This is a genomic window from Thalassolituus sp. UBA2009 (assembly GCF_002335285.1).
GTDB lineage: Bacteria > Pseudomonadota > Gammaproteobacteria > Pseudomonadales > Oceanobacteraceae > Venatoribacter > Venatoribacter alkanivorans.
In genome coordinates, this window is record NZ_DDCJ01000007.1 from 2,328 (window position 1) to 20,884 (window position 18,557).

16 protein-coding genes, 1 tRNA gene and 2 pseudogenes are annotated in these 18,557 nt (G+C 53.7%); 6 read left to right on the forward strand and 13 right to left on the reverse strand.

Annotated features, from left to right (window positions below; all coding sequences use genetic code 11):
• Window positions 1-97: 97 nt before the first annotated feature.
• From B3P58_RS00750 to alaS, 4 genes are all read right to left on the reverse strand, one after another.
• A tRNA-Ser gene (locus B3P58_RS00750) sits at window positions 98-187 on the reverse strand.
• Window positions 188-255: 68 nt separating this feature from the next.
• Window positions 256-462, reverse strand: coding sequence for a carbon storage regulator CsrA (gene csrA / locus B3P58_RS00755; RefSeq protein ID WP_225693004.1), 207 nt, complete (start codon window positions 460-462; stop codon window positions 256-258).
• Between the two features lie 194 nt (window positions 463-656).
• Window positions 657-1,889 carry an aspartate kinase gene (locus tag B3P58_RS00760; protein ID WP_145466478.1) on the reverse strand — a complete coding sequence of 411 codons (1,233 nt, stop codon included), beginning with the start codon at window positions 1,887-1,889 and terminating at the stop codon, window positions 657-659.
• 223 nt (window positions 1,890-2,112) lie between these two features.
• Window positions 2,113-4,743, reverse strand: a complete 2,631-nt coding sequence (alaS, locus tag B3P58_RS00765) for an alanine--tRNA ligase (RefSeq protein WP_286715283.1) — start codon at window positions 4,741-4,743, stop codon at window positions 2,113-2,115.
• A gap of 287 nt (window positions 4,744-5,030) precedes the next feature.
• Here alaS and B3P58_RS00770 point away from each other — a divergent pair, with 287 nt between their 5' ends.
• From B3P58_RS00770 to B3P58_RS00785, 4 genes are all read left to right on the forward strand, one after another.
• The gene (locus B3P58_RS00770; RefSeq protein ID WP_145466480.1) at window positions 5,031-5,234 is read left to right on the forward strand and encodes a YgaP family membrane protein; all 204 of its coding nucleotides are present in this window, start codon (window positions 5,031-5,033) and stop codon (window positions 5,232-5,234) included.
• Between the two features lie 108 nt (window positions 5,235-5,342).
• On the forward strand, window positions 5,343-6,308 hold the full coding sequence (locus B3P58_RS00775; RefSeq protein ID WP_286715287.1) for a hypothetical protein: 966 nt from the start codon (window positions 5,343-5,345) through the stop codon (window positions 6,306-6,308).
• A 24-nt stretch (window positions 6,309-6,332) separates the two neighbouring features.
• Window positions 6,333-6,563: a hypothetical protein gene (locus tag B3P58_RS00780; RefSeq protein ID WP_145466482.1), complete on the forward strand. Its 231-nt coding sequence runs from the start codon at window positions 6,333-6,335 to the stop codon at window positions 6,561-6,563.
• Between the two features lie 117 nt (window positions 6,564-6,680).
• A complete protein-coding gene (locus tag B3P58_RS00785; RefSeq protein WP_145466483.1) occupies window positions 6,681-7,964 on the forward strand; it encodes an NAD(P)/FAD-dependent oxidoreductase in 1,284 nt (427 codons plus the stop codon).
• A 4-nt stretch (window positions 7,965-7,968) separates the two neighbouring features.
• On the opposite strand, the gene B3P58_RS00790 is transcribed toward B3P58_RS00785, so the two are convergent.
• The 4 genes from B3P58_RS00790 to B3P58_RS00805 all read right to left on the reverse strand — a co-directional run bounded on the left by B3P58_RS00790 (window position 7,969) and on the right by B3P58_RS00805 (window position 11,302).
• Window positions 7,969-8,985 (reverse strand): helix-turn-helix domain-containing protein, encoded by a 1,017-nt coding sequence (locus tag B3P58_RS00790; protein ID WP_145466484.1) that lies wholly within the window; start codon window positions 8,983-8,985, stop codon window positions 7,969-7,971.
• Window positions 8,986-9,178: 193 nt separating this feature from the next.
• Entirely contained in the window at window positions 9,179-9,667 is a 489-nt protein-coding gene (recX, locus tag B3P58_RS00795; protein ID WP_286715293.1) for a recombination regulator RecX, read from the reverse strand.
• Window positions 9,648-10,685 (reverse strand): recombinase RecA, encoded by a 1,038-nt coding sequence (gene recA / locus B3P58_RS00800; protein WP_145466486.1) that lies wholly within the window; start codon window positions 10,683-10,685, stop codon window positions 9,648-9,650. The genes recX and recA overlap by 20 nt, the downstream gene beginning before the upstream one ends.
• A gap of 131 nt (window positions 10,686-10,816) precedes the next feature.
• Window positions 10,817-11,302 (reverse strand): CinA family protein, encoded by a 486-nt coding sequence (locus B3P58_RS00805; protein WP_286715296.1) that lies wholly within the window; start codon window positions 11,300-11,302, stop codon window positions 10,817-10,819.
• 74 nt (window positions 11,303-11,376) lie between these two features.
• Between B3P58_RS00805 and mutS the strand changes: the two genes are divergently transcribed.
• Window positions 11,377-13,998 carry a DNA mismatch repair protein MutS gene (mutS, locus tag B3P58_RS00810; RefSeq protein ID WP_286715299.1) on the forward strand — a complete coding sequence of 874 codons (2,622 nt, stop codon included), beginning with the start codon at window positions 11,377-11,379 and terminating at the stop codon, window positions 13,996-13,998.
• Window positions 13,999-14,217: 219 nt separating this feature from the next.
• Window positions 14,218-14,541 carry a ferredoxin FdxA gene (fdxA, locus tag B3P58_RS00815; RefSeq protein ID WP_145466489.1) on the forward strand — a complete coding sequence of 108 codons (324 nt, stop codon included), beginning with the start codon at window positions 14,218-14,220 and terminating at the stop codon, window positions 14,539-14,541.
• A gap of 87 nt (window positions 14,542-14,628) precedes the next feature.
• On the opposite strand, the pseudogene rpoS reads toward fdxA, so the two are convergent.
• From rpoS to B3P58_RS00840, 5 genes and pseudogenes are all read right to left on the reverse strand, one after another.
• Window positions 14,629-15,616: pseudogene (gene rpoS / locus B3P58_RS00820) on the reverse strand (RNA polymerase sigma factor RpoS).
• Window positions 15,617-15,693: 77 nt separating this feature from the next.
• Window positions 15,694-16,464, reverse strand: a complete 771-nt coding sequence (locus tag B3P58_RS00825; protein WP_225692996.1) for a peptidoglycan DD-metalloendopeptidase family protein — start codon at window positions 16,462-16,464, stop codon at window positions 15,694-15,696.
• A gap of 255 nt (window positions 16,465-16,719) precedes the next feature.
• Entirely contained in the window at window positions 16,720-17,616 is an 897-nt protein-coding gene (locus tag B3P58_RS00830; RefSeq protein ID WP_286715308.1) for a DUF368 domain-containing protein, read from the reverse strand.
• 66 nt (window positions 17,617-17,682) lie between these two features.
• Entirely contained in the window at window positions 17,683-18,315 is a 633-nt protein-coding gene (locus tag B3P58_RS00835; protein ID WP_145466773.1) for a protein-L-isoaspartate(D-aspartate) O-methyltransferase, read from the reverse strand.
• Window positions 18,316-18,358: 43 nt separating this feature from the next.
• Window positions 18,359-18,557: pseudogene (locus B3P58_RS00840) on the reverse strand (5'/3'-nucleotidase SurE); the annotation flags it as partial.

Here is an 18,557-nt window from a genome sequence, read left to right on the forward strand (position 1 = left end):
CCAGCTGAGCTACGAGCGCGCATCGTGGGGCGCGTATTATAGGGAGTCAGTGCTAACTGTCAACGCTTTTAATACACATCTGCGGGAGCAGAAAACGTGGCGGAGAGAGAGGGATTCGAACCCTCGATAGGGGTAAACCTATACACCCTTAGCAGGGGTGCGCCTTCAGCCACTCGGCCATCTCTCCAGTTCACGGCGCGCATGATACCACGTTCCCGCAAAAATCAAAGGAAAAATTTTAACAAAATTAAGGTGTTAGTAATTCCCGTGACTTTCGTCGTGACCTTCGTCACCATCTTTCTCGCGCTGGATGCGCTGGTAAATCTCTTCACGGTGTACGGCAACTTCTTTTGGTGCGTTAACACCAATGCGTACCTGGTTTCCTTTAACGCCTAAGACAGTCACAGTGACTTCGTCACCAACCATCAAAGTTTCGCCTACGCGACGGGTTAAAATAAGCATAGGAGTTCTCCTGACATTCCTGTTCGGTTCTAGGGTGCTTTGGCGGTTAAGCCGATATTCTCACGTCCCAATGCTCAGTATTGACCACTATGGTCAGAAATGAAGCCAAGGCGAGGCGTTATTGAGAATATTTAGTTATTAGGGGGCTCTCAGTCATTGAGCGCCCCCTAATGAGGATCGGAAAGGACGGAGGGTTATTCTGCCTGCTCTTCTGCATCCAGGCCAAAGGCTGTGTGCAGAGCGCGGACCGCCAGTTCCAGATACTTTTCTGCAATCACAACAGAAATCTTAATTTCGGAAGTGGTGATTGCCAGGATATTAATATTCTCGTCAGCAAGAACTTTGAACATTTTGCTGGCAACGCCGGCATGAGAACGCATGCCCACACCAACCATAGACACTTTACAGATGTCATCGGTTCCGGTGGCTTCACGGGCATTCAGTTCAGTAGCCAGGCTGCTGAGAATTTTCAGCGCTTTCTGATAGTCGCCACGGTTTACGGTGAAAGTGAAGTCGGTAGTACCGTCTTCGGACACGTTCTGAACAATCATGTCCACTTCGATATTCGCGTCGCTGATTGGCACCAGAATACGGGATGCCACACCCGGAACATCGGGTACACCTTTCAGGGTGAGTTTTGCTTCGTCGCGATTGAATGCAATGCCTGAAATAACTGGATTTTCCACGGAGCTCATCTCCTCCATCGTGATCAAGGTGCCGTTACCTTCCTTAAATGAGGAAAGTACACGCAGGGGAACTTTGTACTTACCGGCAAATTCGACCGAGCGAATCTGCAGAACCTTTGAACCCAGGCTGGCCATTTCCAGCATTTCTTCAAAAGTTACTTTATCCATACGGCGCGCAGCCGGAACAACACGCGGATCGGTGGTATATACACCATCGACGTCGGTATAAATCTGACACTCGTCTGCACCCAGTGCCGCAGCCAGTGCAACACCTGTGGTATCAGAACCACCACGACCCAGCGTGGTGATATTGTTGTCGTCATCGATCCCCTGAAAACCAGCCACAATCACTACGCCACCGCTGTCCAGCTGCTTACGCATGGCGCTGGTGTCAATATCTTCAATACGGGCTTTCATGTAAGAGCTGTCGGTTTTGATACCAACCTGCCAACCGGTGAAAGAACGGGCATCCACACCGCGCTTCTGCAGCGCCATCGCCAGCAGGGCAATCGTCACCTGCTCGCCGGTAGATACCAGCACATCCATTTCGCGTGGAGTCGGATTTTCGGAAATGCCTTTCGCAAGACCAATCAGGCGATTGGTTTCACCGCTCATTGCGGAAACGGCAACAACAAGTTGATGGCCGGCGTCGTGGAAAGACTTAACTTTATCGGCAACGGCCTCGATGCGTTCAATAGAACCTACGGATGTACCGCCGTATTTCTGTACGTATAGCGCCATGATGTGTCTTTACTGGGATTGACTGGTTGAAGGGGCGCTCATTAAACAACAAATGTCCACAACAAGAAAGATGGCCTATTGGCTTAAAACGCAACAGTCTGATGCCTGACCAACGTTTATTACCGGGGATAAATTACCGCCGCCGCAAAAAGCACATAAAGCGTCAATCTGCAGATAAAAAAACAGCGGGCAATGCCCGCTGTTTTTCAACCAGATCTGACGATCAGGACAGCTGAGCCAGAGCCCAGTTATTAAAGGCGGCCAGAGCGTCGTCAATGCCTTCCGGCTTCTGACCACCGGCCTGAGCCATTTCCGGCTTACCGCCACCGCGGCCATCGACATAAGGAGCGCATTCTTTAACCGCATCACCGGCCTTGGCTTTACCAATCAGGTCTTTGGTCACACCGGCCAGCAGTGTCACTTTGCCTTCGGTTTCTGCTGCCAGCATGATCAGCGCAGAACCCAGCTTGTTTTTCAGCTGGTCCATGGTGGTACGCAGTGCTTCCACATCAGCACCATCCAGACGGGCTGACAGCACTTTCACGCCGTTAATATCCTGCGCATTGTTAGCCAGATCGGAGCCAGCACTGGAAGCCAGTTTGGATTTCAGCGCATCCAGTTCTTTTTCCAGCTGACGGTTACGCGCCATCAGTTGCTCAACTTTGTCGCCAACGTTATCAGCCGAACCTTTCAGGTTGCGGGCAATACCGTTCAGGGTGGCTTCTTCGCGGGCAATAAAGTCCAGCGCTGCCTGACCCACGACCGCTTCAATACGGCGGATACCGGCGGCAATACCGCTTTCGCTGCTGACTTTCAGCACGCCGATATCACCGGTGCGTTTGGCGTGAGTACCACCACAAAGCTCGACCGAGAAATCATCCACACCCATCGACAGCACGCGCACTTCGTCGTCGTATTTTTCGCCGAACAGTGCCATCGCACCGGAGTTACGGGCATCGTCGATGTTCATCAGACGGGTCGTTACTTCGGTGTTAGCGCGGATCTGGGCGTTAACGATGTTTTCGATCTCAGCCAGCTCTTCTGCTTTAACCGCTTCCAGATGAGAGAAGTCGAAACGCAGTTTGTCGTAAGTCACCAGCGAGCCTTTCTGACTGACATGCTCACCCAGCACTTTGCGCAGCGCAGCGTGCAGCAGGTGAGTGGCCGAGTGATGAATGGCCGTCGACTGACGCTTTTCCGCATCAACCGTTGCGGTCAGCTGGTCACCGACTTTGACTGAGCCTTCAACCAGCACGCCTTTGTGCAGGTGGTTTTTGCCTTCTTTGCTGGTGTCTTTCACCTGGAAGACAACGCCGTTGGTTTTCAGGAAACCGGTATCACCCGCCTGACCGCCGCTTTCGGCATAAAAGGCGGTTTCATCCAGCACCAGTACGGCTTCATCACCGGCATTCAGTTGCTCAACCGCCACACCGTCTTTAAACAGGGCTTTCACGCTGCCGCTGTTTTCCAGCTGGGTGTAACCGAGGAATTCAGTTGTTCCGTCGATTTCCAGACCTTTGCCGTAGTTACCGGCAAAGTTACCGGCTGAGCGGGCCATTTCGCGCTGCTTATCCATTGCTACGTTGAAGCCGTCTTCGTCGACTTTCAGGTCGCGCTCACGGGCAACGTCGGCGGTCAGATCCAGTGGGAAACCGTAGGTGTCGTACAGTTTGAAGGCCGTCTCACCGGGAATGGTGTCGCCTTTCAGATCAGCAATAGCATCGTTCAGAATCGCCATGCCTTTATCCAGCGTTTTGGCGAACTGCTCTTCTTCCAGACGCAGCACTTTTTCGACGTGCGCCTGCAGTGTGCGCAATTCCGGATACGCTTCGCCCATCTGTTCAACCAGCGCGCCCACCAGCTTGTGGAAGAAACCAACCGACGCCCCCAGCATATGACCGTGGCGAACAGCGCGGCGGATAATACGGCGCAGCACATAACCACGGCCTTCGTTGGATGGCAGCACGCCGTCAACAATCAGAAAGCTGGTTGAACGAATATGATCGGCAATTACGCGCAGTGATTTGTTCTCGGTATCTTTGCAGCCGGTCAGTTCGCCGGCCGCCGCCAGCAGTGCCTGGAACAGATCGATTTCGTAGTTGCTGTGCACGCCCTGCATGATTGCCGAGATACGCTCGAGGCCCATACCGGTATCAACAGAAGGCTTCGGCAGTGGGATCATCTCGCCATCAGGCTGACGATCAAACTGCATAAATACGTTGTTCCAGATTTCGATAAAGCGGTCGCCATCTTCTTCCGGTGATCCCGGAGGCCCGCCCCAGATATGTTCGCCATGGTCGAAGAAAATTTCAGTACACGGACCGCACGGGCCGGTATCACCCATCGCCCAGAAGTTATCGGACGCGTAACGGGCGCCTTTGTTATCGCCGATACGGACGATTTTTTCCGCCGGAATGCCCATCTGCTTGTTCCAGATGTCATAGGCTTCGTCGTCTTCGGCATAAACCGTAACCATCAGTTTTTCTTTCGGCAGGTTCAGCCACTGCGGCGAGGTCAGGAATTCCCAGGCAAACTTAATCGCGTCTTCTTTGAAGTAATCGCCAAAGCTGAAGTTACCCAGCATTTCGAAGAAGGTGTGGTGACGCGCGGTATAACCGACATTTTCCAGGTCGTTATGCTTACCGCCGGCACGCACACAGCGCTGAGACGAGGCCGCGCGGGTATAGCTGCGCTGGTCCTTACCGAGAAAACAGTCTTTGAACTGCACCATACCGGCATTGGTAAAGAGCAGGGTCGGGTCATTACCGGGAATCAGCGGGCTGGATGGCACCACTTCATGGCCTTTGGAGGCAAAGTAATCAAGGAATGCCTTGCGAATGTCTGAGCTTTTCATACGGCTGCGGGTATCCGGAAGCGGTTAGTCAAAGTTAAAGGAGAAGGAGTATAGCGGTTTGCGCGCTTCAGGCCGAGTCCCCGCAAGCGTGTTCCTGGCAGTAAATATCAGCCACACAATAAATGGAGCACAGGATTTTGCCCGGCGATCCGCATTGATAAGCGAGAACAGCACGGGAATAAGCTGTCAGATCTGACGCCCACCACACCGGCAGGAAAAATTGCTTGACGATAGACACAACAAAGATAACTATATAAGCATATTCTAATTTAGAAAAAGGTGATGTTATGAATGTCGATCGCATGATTTTCGCAATTGCCGGCCTGTTTATCCTGATCAGCGTTGGCCTGTCTCAGGTTCACAATATTAACTGGCTGTGGTTTACCGCTTTTGTCGGCGCCAACATGTTTCAGGCCGCGTTCAGTGGTTTCTGCCCGCTGGCAATGATTCTGAAGAAACTGGGGATCAGCACCGGTAAGGCTTTCCAGTAGTACTGCCGGCAGCGAGCTCTGGCAGGAATCAACCCTTATAAATTGGCCGGAATTCACAGGTTCCGGCCACCTTCCGCCGCTATAATCCCGCCCTCATCCGGAGGGTTTATGCGTTATATCCATATTTTATTATTGTCTTTCTGCGCTCAGGTGTCGGCTGCCGACTGGCAACCCTATCCAGCTGAACTGCCCCAGTTCGATTACAGCGCTGACCGCCTGCTGGAATTCTGGCCACAACTGAATCAGGGGCCCGGTCTGCCCTATCCGGACGAAACCTTTCTCCGCGACATGATGGCGAAATATCCGCAACTCGCCGAATTTACCTTAATCCTGGCACGCCAGCCCGATGCCCATCCTGCCCTGCAGGCACTACTCAACGACAACCTGCAGCCATTGGCACAAGCCAGTCAGCAGGTCTGGCGTCTGCATTACGAAGGCCATTTTCAGCAGGCTTATGAATTGGGCAAACAACTCGGGCCTGCGGGCTCCATTCCTGCGCTGTACTCCAAGCTGATGTATGCCGCACTGATTGTGCAGGACAAAGACACCAAGCTTACAACCTTCCGTGAAGCCGCTGCCGAGTCTGAACGCCTGCTGCCTCTTGCCCCTGATTATGCCTTCGCCGAATTTGGTCTGGCTTATGCCCATGCCCGGATTCTGGAACTGCTGGATACCAGCGCCGCCACGGCCACCGGTTTTCTCGGTGACACCCAGGACGCGATGGCAGAGTTGCAGGAACGCTATCCGCAGCAAGCCCTGTACCCGGCGATGCTGGGCGGCTTACATGCCGGCGTGGTCGAGCGTGTCGGCTCCTTTGTTGGCCGTATCACCTACGGCTCCACTGAAAGCCGGGCCCTGGAAGCATTCAGTCGCGCACTGGAATTACAGGACAAGCTGCCGGTGATCTACAACGAATACGTCAACGCCCTTGCCCGACTGGATAAAGACAAGTATCACGACAGAATGATCACACTACTGCAGCAATGCGTTAAACTGCCGGTACTGAGTGCAGAAGAAGCCCTGAACCGTCAGGTCTGCGCTGATCACCTGCAACAATGGCAAGTGGCCGACTGAGCACAGCCATCACCGGATATAACAATGATTACTGCTCTGCTGATTGCCATGGTTCCGGCCATGGTGCTGCTGATGCTGCATCTGGCCATCGGACCTTTCGGCCATGTTCGCTTCCTGCACTGGCATCTGCGCTGGAAAAAAATGCCGGTCTGGCTGCAACAGAGCCTGTTAGTGCTGGCAACAGGCATTTTACTCGCCGGCGCCAGCCACCTGCTCGGCATCTGGCAACAACCCACGCCCCTTCCTGCCCGCTGAAACACAGCGTTCGCAGACATACTCCGCTAATGTGAAATTCTGATGAATAAAAGCGGCCAATCGTGACAGCTTTGTCCGTATAATGGCGGAAGTTTTTTCACTTACCGGAGTCTCACCATGCAACGTATCGTCATTATTGGCGGTGGTGCAGGCGGACTGGAACTGGCAACCCAATTAGGGCGCAAGCTCGGACGGCGCGGAAAAGCCGAAGTCGTCCTTATTGATGCCAACCCCACCCACCTGTGGAAGCCCCTGCTGCACGAAGTCGCCACCGGCGCACTGGATTCAGGGATAGACGAGCTTAACTACCGCGCCCACGGCAAGGTACACGGCTTTAGTTTTCAGCTTGGACGCATGTCCGGCCTGCAACGCGAACAACGCGAAGTGGTGCTGGCACCAATTCACGACGAACAGGGCGAGCTGATCGTTCCGCAGCGCAGCGTCAGCTACGACACGCTGGTGATTGCCATCGGCAGCGTAACGAACGATTTCGGCACGCCCGGCGCTAAAGATCACTGCATTTTCCTCGACAGTCGCCAGCAAGCCGAACGCTTTCACCGCACATTGCTCAACGAATTCCTGCGTGCCAGTAACAGCGAAAATCCACGCAATCTGGAAATTGCGATTGTCGGTGCCGGTGCAACCGGGGTGGAATTGTCTGCTGAGCTGTACAACACCGCCGAAGTATTGAGCAGTTATGGCCTGAAGAACGTTTCGCCAGAACAGCTGAAGGTTACCTTAATCGAAGCAGGCGAACGCATTCTGCCGGCACTGCCACCAAGAATATCCGCCGCCGCAACCCGTGAACTGGAGGCGCTGGGCGTATCGGTTCGTACCGGTACCCTGATTACTGAGGCCACTGCCGAAGGCTTTGTTACCAAAGATCAGGGCACCATTCCGGCACGGCTGAAAGTCTGGGCCGCCGGGGTAAAAGCACCGGAGTTTATGAAAACACTGGGACTGGAAACCAACCGCGCCAACCAGCTGATCGTTAATGCCAGCCTGCAGACCGAAGACACGAATATCTTTGCCCTCGGAGATTGCTGCAGCGTAATGCACAGCGATGGCAAGCCGGTACCGCCACGCGCTCAGGCTGCTCACCAACAGGCGAGTCATCTGGTTAAAGCTTTGCGCGCACGTCATCAGGGACAACCATTACCTGAATTTGTTTTCCGCGATAAAGGTTCGCTGGTTTCTCTCAGTCGCTACAGCACCGTAGGCAGCCTTATGGGCAACCTGACCAGTGGTTCGATGATGATTGAGGGAAGATTGGCGCGGATTGTTTATGTGTCACTGTACCGGCTGCATCAGATTGCCCTGCACGGTTACTGGCATACCCTGCTGCTGAGCCTGGTAGGTCATATCAACAAGGTTATCCGGCCGCGCCTGAAGCTACACTGAGCTATCAGGCTTCATTTGTCTCTGCACTCAACGCCTGACGGTAATCGCCGGGCGTTGCATCCGTCCAGCGCTTGAAAGCTTTATAAAATGCACTCGGCTCGGCATAGCCGACCATAAAAGCAATTTCATATAACGGGATACTTTCATCGCGGATCAGACGCATGGAAAGCGCCTGCCGGCTTTCGTCCAGTAAAGCCTGATAGGTTGTACCCAGCGCTTTCAGACGACGCTGCAAATTACGCACACTGATGCCCAACTGGGCAGCCACATCTTCCTGTGACACCTGACGCTTCAGCAGACACCCCTGCAGAATGCGCTGCAGTTCATTGTACAACCTTACCTGTTCCTGAAATTTATCGGCGTTACGCTCAAAGTCACGCAACAGGCTGGCATACAGAATCGGCTGCTGTCCCGGATTCAAACGCTGCCAGGCAGCTGCTGATATATCCAGAGCATAATGCTCACCTGCAGTAACAGCCGGAACAGAAAAGGCGTTCAGTTCAGTAATAACATCAGGCTCCAGAGGTACCCGCAGAGTCAGATCCTGATCGGTATAGCATCGGCCCAACACCTGGTAACAGGCCTCAGACAATGTTAACAGGCCCTGCAACAGCTGCTGCGGCAGCAGTTGCAGGCTGCTCTGGGGCTCAGCCCGTACAACCACTTTGTGCTCACCCGGGCTGACAACAAAATGAATATTGCCAACGGACAGATGCATAAAACGCAATGCAGAAACCAGCCCCTGGGACAGGTTCTCAGAATATTTTAATAAGCGACTCAGCGGTAAATCACGTTGCGCCAGATAACGACCGGTACGGGCAGGCAGCAGCCTGTCGCTGCTTTGCGAGGCAATATACTGGTGGGCAAGCTTCAGCTTGTCAGCATCGACCCATGGCGGCATAGGCTCCGCTGGCGTCATGCTCAGTAAACTCCAGACAGGAGTGATATCAATACCTTGACTGTCCCAGAAACTCAGCAGGTGCTGCACCAGTACGATATCGACCTGTAAAGTTGGGCTCATATCCCTCCCCAACGATCTTATGATTATTAATTGCCGGTCTCCACCGGAAATTGAACATTCGTTCTATATTTAAATATATGATTCCGATCATGGTTAGCGGTGAGGGGAGTGTCAATAGACTGAGGCGACAGTGAAAATAATGTCGTCAAAAAGGCAGCTTAGTCAGGAAAATTCACTAGATGGTGACAGGAACTTAATCGTTGTCCGAATGTTCAGCCATGGCCAGCTGCTCAAGGGCATAACTGGTTTGCTCACCCGTAAAACCACGATAGGCCAGAAAACGATATAAACGGGCGCGTTCACGCATATCCTGTGGCGGTAGCCCGCCGGGGCATTTGCGTTGTGCCAGGTCCAGTGCCAGCTCATACCAGTCGACACTGAGATTGGCGATAGCACTCTGAATCTGCTCTGCGCTCAGGCCTTTTTCACGCAATTCCTGCTGCAGGCGCACAGGACCATAACGCTGACAGCGGCTGTTGAGGAAAGACTCGGCAAAACGTTCATCGGATTGCCAGTGACGCTCGGCGAGGTCATCAAGAACCGTTTCCATATCGTCAGGGTCAGCGGCTTTCGGGGAGAGTTTACGCGTCAGTTCGCGGCGGGAATAATCACGCCGGGACAGCAGATCAACAGCCGCCCGGCGTAATTCAGCCTGCGTCAGCTCAGGCTTCGGTTTCTTCATCCACTTCACTGGTAATGTCAGATGCTACGGCTACCGTCAGCATCTGGCTGCGGATACCGGCTTCAATTTCTGCAGCCATTTCAGGGTGATCCTGCAGGAACAGTGCAGCATTAGCTTTACCCTGCCCAATCTTGTCGCCTTTATAGCTGTACCAGGCACCGGATTTATCCACCAGGCCACATTTAACGCCCAGGTCGATCACCTCACCCATGTGGTAAATACCCTGACCGTACATGATCTGGAACTCGGCCTGCTTGAACGGTGGCGATACTTTATTTTTCACCACTTTAACGCGGGTTTCGTTACCAATAACTTCGTCGCCCTGTTTAACCGAACCGATACGGCGGATATCCAGACGTACAGAAGAATAGAACTTCAGCGCGTTACCACCGGTCGTGGTTTCCGGACTGCCAAACATAACGCCGATTTTCATCCGGATCTGGTTAATAAAGATCACCAGACAGTTGGCGTTTTTAACGTTACCGGTGATTTTACGCAGAGCCTGAGACATCAGACGCGCTTGCAGACCAACATGGCTGTCGCCCATTTCGCCTTCAATTTCAGCCTTAGGAACCAGTGCAGCAACGGAGTCGACAACGATGACATCCACTGCGCCGGAGCGTACCAGGCTGTCACAGATTTCCAGTGCCTGTTCACCGGTATCCGGCTGCGATACCAGCAGGTTGTTGAGATCGATACCCAGCTTCTCGGCATACAGTGGATCCAGAGCGTGCTCGGCATCGATAATGGCAACGGATTTGCCCATTTTCTGCGCCTGCGCCATCACCGATAAACACAATGTGGTTTTACCTGAGCTTTCCGGGCCGTAGATTTCAACGATCCGGCCCTGTGGCAGACCGCCAATGCCCAGAGCGATGTCCAGCCCCAGAGAACCTGTGGAAATAGCAGGAATGGCTTCGCGCGGCTGCTCGCCCATCTTCATAATGGCGCCTTTACCAAACTGACGTTCAATCTGGCTCAGTGCCGCATCAAGTGCTTTCTGTTTGTTAGCATCCATCGCTCTGTCCTGTCTGTGTTTAATCTGGTTAGTCTGTCTGACCGGTCTGTTGTCTTGCTTATGACCAATCACTGTAAATTTAACCAGTATTTAAGCACAGCTTATTCTCAGCGCCAACCCTTCTTTTTTTGTCAGCAGGACAGCCAGCGGCATAAGCCCTGAATGCCGTGCACAACCGCCAGTGCGCGCACCTGTTCGCGGTTACCGGGAAAGTGGCAGCATTCCGTAATCTGCTGCTCGGCATTGCCCCAGGCAAACCAGACGGTTCCCACCGGCTTTTCGTCCGAGCCTCCGCCGGGTCCGGCCACACCACTGACCGCCACGGCCAGATCACCCAGACTGTTATTGACGGCACCGGCCACCATGGCGCGCACCGTCTCTTCACTGACTGCACCAAACTGCTCAATAATCGCCGGTGGTACGCCGAGGTAGCGGACTTTGGCTTCGTTGGAATAGGTTACAAAACCACATTCAAACCAGTTCGAACTGCCGGCCAGATCGGTCAGCGCACTGGCAATACCGCCACCGGTACAAGACTCAGCGGTGACCAGCCGCAGATTACGGCTCTGCAGAATTTCAGCCAGTACGGCAACAGAAGCATTCAGTTCAGGGCTCATTTCTGTATCCTCGCGGAATCACTTACAATCTGCCGTTTACATTAACACGCCCGTTTTTTAAGGACACTCGCCCGATGAGCCAGGCAACTGCCCAGCACACGCCGATGATGCAACAGTATTTCCGCATCAAAGCCGAATTCTCCGACACTCTGCTGTTTTATCGCATGGGCGATTTTTACGAATTATTTTACAGCGACGCCAAACGTGCAGCACAGCTGCTCGACATTACCTTAACCGCCCGCGGCCAGAGTGGCGGCGAGCCGATTCCGATGGCCGGTATTCCATACCATGCTGCCGAAAACTATATCGCCCGTTTGGTAAAACAGGGCGTGTCGGTAGCGATTGCCGAACAAATCGGCGACCCGGCGACCAGCAAAGGGCCAGTCGAACGCAAAGTCGTGCGTGTTATCACACCGGGCACCCTGACCGATGAAGCTTTTCTGGATGAGCGTTCCGACAACCTGCTGGTTGCCCTCTGCTCCGAACAGCAGCGTCATGGTTTAGCCGTGCTGGAAATCAGTTCCGGGCGCTTCTCGGTGCTGGAGGTCGACGGTGAAGATGCTTTACTGGCCGAGATCGAACGTCTGCGTCCGGCGGAATTATTACTCAACGAAGATCAGCGCCAGCCCGCCGGGCTGCGTGAGCGTCAGGGCGCTAAATTACAGGCGCCGTGGCACTACGAATCCGACACCGCATTCCGCCTGCTGACCCAGCAGTTAAAAACCCGCGACCTGCGCGGTTTTGGCTGTGAGCATATGACGGTGGCTATCCGTGCTGCCGGCGCCCTGCTGAATTACGCTCAGGAAACCCAGCGCAATAATCTGCCGCATATCCGCTCGCTGCAGATCGAGCAGCCGGATGACGCGATTATTATCGACCCCGCCAGTCGCCGGAATCTGGAAATCGACATCAACCAGAAAGGCGACAGTCAGCACACCCTGGCCTGGATCATGGATAAAACCGCCACCGCGATGGGAAGCCGTCTGCTCAAGCGCTGGCTGAACCGTCCGCTGCGCGACCAGGCTCTGCTGCAGCAACGACAGGGTTTCATCGCCCAGCTTATTCAGCATTACGCCGCCGAAGAATTGCACAGCAGCCTGAAACAGGTCGGCGATATTGAACGTATTCTATCGCGCGTGGCACTGGGTTCCGCCCGCCCGCGCGACCTCGCACGGCTGCGTGATGCGCTGGCCATCGTGCCCGATATCCGCCAGCAGCTAACCCGCCTCGACAGCACACTGGCCGAACAGTTACTGGAACGGGCGCAGGAATTTCCGCATTGGGTTGAACGCCTGAGCAAAGCCATTATTGAAAACCCGCCGGTCATTATCCGCGACGGCGGTGTGATCGCCGAAGGCTACGACAGCGAGCTGGACGAACTGCGCGCACTGAGCGAAAACGCCGGCGATTATTTAATTAAACTCGAAGAGCAGGAAAAAGAACGTACCGGCATCAGCACCTTAAAAGTCGGCTACAACCGCGTGCACGGCTATTACATCGAAATATCCAAAGCCCAGTCCGATGCCGCGCCTACGGAATATATCCGTCGCCAGACGCTGAAAAACGCCGAACGTTTTATTACGCCGGAGCTTAAAACCTTCGAAGACAAAGCCCTGAGTGCTAAAAGCCGCGCATTGAGTCGCGAAAAAGCCCTGTACGATGAACTGGTACAGGCGCTGGCCGAAGAGCTGATTCCGTTACAGGTGTGCGCCGCGGCGCTGTCTGAACTGGATGTATTGTCGAATCTGGCCGAACGTGCCGAAAGCCTGCGTTTTGTGCAGCCGCAGCTGGTCAGCGACGCGGTGGTCGATATTCAGCAGGGGCGCCATCCGGTAATCGAAAATCTGATCGTCGATCCCTTTGTCGCCAACGATACCCGCCTCGATGCCCAACAGAATATGCAGATCATCACCGGTCCGAACATGGGCGGTAAATCGACCTATATGCGTCAGGTTGCACTGATTGCCCTGCTGGCGCATATCGGCAGTTATGTGCCCGCCGATAGCTGCACCCTGGGCCCGATTGACCGGATTTTTACCCGCATGGGTTCTTCCGATGATGTCGCCGGTGGCCGTTCGACCTTTATGGTGGAAATGACCGAAACCGCCAATATCCTGCACAATGCCACCGCCCAGAGCCTGGTATTGATGGATGAAGTTGGCCGTGGTACCAGCACCTTCGATGGCCTGTCTCTGGCCTGGGCCAGTGCCGCACATCTGGCCGAACATATCGGTGCATTTACCCTGTTTGCCACCCATTATTTCGAGATGACCGCCCTGCCGGAAAACCACAGCAATGTGGTTAACGTGCACCTGAAAGCCACCGAACACGACGACCGTATTATCTTCCTGCACTCGGTAGAACAGGGCCCGGCCAGCCAGAGTTATGGTCTGCAGGTCGCACAGCTGGCCGGCGTACCGGACAGCGTGATTCAGCAGGCCAAAGCCCAGCTGCTGCATCTGGAGCAAAGCTCCGGCGTCAGCCCTGCGGCTATACCAACGTCTTTTACCAGCGGTGCGGAGAACACTGCACCCGTGATGCATAAAGCTCAGGCAAAAGCCGATCAGCCTTTGCAGAATGATCTGTTCGCCGCCCTGCCGTCAGCCGTTGAAGAGCGTCTGGCCGCACTGAATCCGGACGATTTGTCACCACGGGCGGCACTGGAACTGATGTATGAACTGAAGGCGCTGCTGTAAAGCAGCGGCCTTCTTATAGCCAGCGTGCAGGTTTTTACGACTTCGTTAGAACCATTAGGCCGTTGGCTATAACCCATATTTATAGCGGACGAACTTGCCCACTTGCCCGCTCCTACCTAGAATGGCGGATTACTAAACACCCGGAGACTGAGTATCTTATCAGTCTGCCAAGAACCGGGGGAAAGCGCCGATGATTTGCGAGATTAGGAGATACCCCAGATGACGTTCGTCGTTACTGATAACTGCGTGAAATGTAAGTACACCGACTGTGTGGAAGTCTGCCCGGTTGACTGTTTCTACGAAGGTCCGAACTTTCTGGTGATTCACCCGGATGAGTGTATCGATTGTGCACTGTGTGAGCCTGAGTGCCCGGCAGAAGCGATTTTCTCCGAAGACGAAGTACCGGCCGGTCAGGAACAGTACATTGAACTGAACGCAGAACTGGCCGAAGTATGGCCGAACATCAGCGAGAAGAAAGAGTCGCTGCCGGATGCCGAAGAGTGGGATGGCGTTCCGGACAAACTGCAACACCTTGAGCGCTGAGTCTCAGCCAGCACAGTACAGCCCGGTTAATCTCCGGGCAATAAAAAAGCGGCCATTGGCCGCTTTTTTATTGCTGCTGTTTGCTGATTAAGCATCACCAAACAGAGTGGCTGCGTTCAGACCCTGCTTCTCCATGATCTCACGCAGACGCTTCAGAGCTTCGACCTGAATCTGGCGTACACGCTCACGGGTCAGACCGATTTCGCGGCCCACATCTTCCAGGGTGCTGGTTTCATAACCACGCAGACCGAAAGCGACGGGACAGATACTTCACGTTGCTTCTCTGGCAGTTCTTCAATCCAGCGATCCAGATTGGCCTGAATATCCTGATTCTGCAGTTCTTCACCCGGATCGGTTACACGCTCATCGGCGATGGTATCCAGAATGGATTTATCGGATGACGGTCCCAAGTGGGGTATCAATCGAGGTTACACGCTCATTCAGTTTGAGCATGCGTTTTACATCTTCTACCGGTTTTTCCAGCAGAGCTGCGATTTCTTCTGCGCTTGGCTCATGATCCAGCTTCTGGGTCAGCTCACGGGCTGCACGCAGATAAACGTTGAGTTCTTTGATCTACGTGAATCGGCAGACGGATGGTACGGGTCTGATTCATAATCGCCCGTTCGATGGTCTGACGGATCCACCAGGTGGCGTAGGTAGAGAAGCGGAATCCGCGTTCCGGATCAAACTTCTCAACCGCGCGGATCAGACCAAGGTTGCCCTCTTCGATCAGATCCAGCAGCGATAAGCCGCGGTTAACGTAACGGCGTGAAATCTTCACCACCAGTCGCAGGTTACTTTCAATCATGCGACGGCGACCCATCTCATCACCCTTGCGGGCCAGACGTGCATAGTGCACTTCTTCTTCCGCAGACAGCAGTGGGGAAAACCCAATCTCATTGAGATACAACTGAGTAGCATCCATCGTTTTGTAGGATGTATCTGCAGCAAAGCGTTCTGTTGTTTCGTCTGCCGAATCCTGTTCAGACTCAGACTCTTCCACCAGTGCCAGCGCTTCTACATCATCAAAAACGTCTTCTTCGCGTAGTTCTCGTTGTTGTACTGCCATGTTCATTCCCGCCTTTGGTTATCGTCCTGAACCTGAACCGAAACAGGTTTTATGCCAGAACGACTGATTAATTTCCGACCGCTCTACCCAGGCCGGCTGGGTAAGTATCTGAGCGGATCAACCGGCTTGCCGTTTCTTCGGATCTCAAAGTGAAGTTTCACTTTGTCGGTACCAGTAGATCCTATTTCGGCAATCTTCTGGCCAGCTTTAACGACTTCTTGTTCGCTGACCAGAATGCGGCTGGTGTGGGCGTAGGCGCTGAGGTAAGTATCGTTATGTTTGACGATGACTAAGTTGCCATAACCGCGTAAGCCCTGACCCGCGTAAACCACGGTTCCTGCCGCTGCTGCCAAAACAGATTCTCCCAAAGCACCGGCGATATCAATCCCCTTGTTCACGGGCTTTTTGGTTGAAAAATGACCAATCAAACGGCCGTTTACCGGCCATTTCCAGTCAGTATCGGCTGCATTGTCGCTATTTTTTGGCGTGTTATGACTTGTTTTGACGGGAGGCTTAGCTGGCCTCTGACTTTTTGGCAGCGGTTTTGACGGATTTTCGACGGCAGTAACCGTGACCGGAGCAGAACGGCGGGCGACATTTCTTATGTCAATCTTTTGACCAGGATAGATAACATAGGGGCTGGCTATTGAGTTAGCGCTCGCCAACTCCCGATAATCGATTCCGTAACGCCAGGCGATAGAAAACAGCGTCTCACCCCGTTCGACAAGATGGAAACCCGTCGCGGTTTGTCCTTTACTGAACTTCTCTTCAACTGAGACAAATTCTCGGCCAGAAAGGCACCCTGTTAATAGTGTAGCTATCGTGACTAATATGACAGTGGTCAGTGCTTTCATCGTCGTCCGTCGGTGGTTGTTTTTTGACACTCAAAAATGACAGCTTTTTGAGTCCTGCGGCGCGCCTGATTGTTTTTAACCAAAGACACTTAAAAATAAAACTCTTATTCTAAATAAGTCTAAAAAAATCAAAGTTTTTATCAGATTTGCGGCTTATATACGGAACTCTACCCGTTTTCACAAAAAAGCCGCACAACTTACTTGCGGATTTTCATTTTTGATTAACACTTGTTCTCTCTGGGCGACCGGAAACTATCACGCCGTTCTGGCAGCAAACCGCTCTAATCCAAGCACCAGTAAAGCACCTGCAAGCATCAGCCCCAAGGCCAGCAACAAGGACAAATCACTGTCCGGCAGGATATTGCTCTGGATAAACGGCACCTCCACACCATGACTGTTCAGGCGCGTACTCAGGGTTTCTTTCCAGGGCCAGACTTTCAGCAGGGAACCCGCCATAAAGCCCGTCAGCAAGGCGAACATTGCATCTTTATAATGATGCAGCAACCAGCTGAGAATCCGTGAGAATGCCATCAGGCCAATAGCAGCACCGACCGCAAAGGTGCCCAGCAGCTGAATGTCCAGTTGCCGCACGGCACCGAGAACCGGCTCATACAGCCCCATCAGCAGCAGAATAAAGCTACCGGAAATTCCCGGCAGGATCATGGCGCAGATCGCAATGCTGCCGGCCAGCAGAATAATCAGAGGGGTCGGCACTACCGAGGTCGGTGATGCTGTGCTGATAAAGCCGGCAATGACGGCGCCCAATGCCAGCAACACCAGTTGTGCCAGCCCCCAGCGTCCGATTTCTTTGCCGATATGCCAGCAGGAGGCCAGAATCAGGCCGAAGAAGAAGGCCCACAGCCACACCGGATAATTCATCAGCAAATAGTGAATACCACGCGCCAGCGACAACAGCGCCAGCAGAATGCCGCTGCCCAGCACCAGCAGAAAGGTGCCGTTAATGCTTTGCCAGAAGGCGCGCGGGCCGTCTTTAAACAGCGTTTTCAGTGCCTGCAGGTTGATATTTTTGATGGAGTCCAGCAGCTCGGTATAGATGCCGGTAACAAAGGCAATGGTGCCGCCGGAGACACCGGGCACCACATCGGCAGCCCCCATTGCTATGCCTTTGAGGAACAGCCAGAAGTGTTGCATCGCGTCCTTGTCCTTATAGATGAAGAGTTATCAGATATCGGCAGCCGTACTGTCATTGTTCTGAGGTTAACGCTGTACGCCGGGTAAAAAAGGTACAAAGCGCACGCTTTCGAGGGTTTTGCGGCTGAAGTGTTCCCCATGACGGGTAATCAGCACCAGTTTTTGCTCCTGAGTACCGACCGGCATAATCAGTCGTCCACCATCGGCAAGCTGTTGCAGCAACGAATCGGGAACGTCTTCAGGGGCAGCGGCAGCGAGAATACCGTCATACAGACCATGCTCGGGCCAGCCCCAGGTGCCATCAGACAGTTTCAGCGTCACGTTGCGGTAATTCAGTTGCTGCAAACGCTGGCGCGCGCGCTGATGCAGAGGCTCAATGCGTTCCACGCTGAACAGCTTGCCAACCAGAGGGCTGAGCACTGCGGTCTGATAGCCGGAACCGGTACCGATCTCCAGCACCCGGTTAAGCGGTCCGGCGGCGAGCAGTATTTCGGTCATGCGCGCCACGGTATAAGGCTGACTGATGGTCTGACCGTTGCCGATCGGCAAGGCGGTGTCTTCGTAAGCACGGTGCGCGAGCGCTTCATCCACAAATAAATGTCGCGGTGTCTGGGCAATAACCTCCAGCACCTCTTCATTCTTAATGCCGGCTTCGCGCAGGCGCTGCACCAGACGGTTGCGGGTGCGTTGCGAAGTCATTCCTATGCCGGTCAGCTGCTGCTCGTTCACTCAGAGATCCTGCTCAGTTCAGAAGCTCAGCCATCTGCTCAAGCGCAGTATGCTGGGTCATGTCCATCTGGATAGGGGTAATGGAAACCTTCCCCTGTTCTATCGCATGAAAATCGGTACCGGGACCGGCATCGGCAACGTCGCCGGCGGCGGAAATCCAGTAGCATTCTTTGCCACGCGGATTGGTGGTCAGCACCGGATTATCAGAGCGC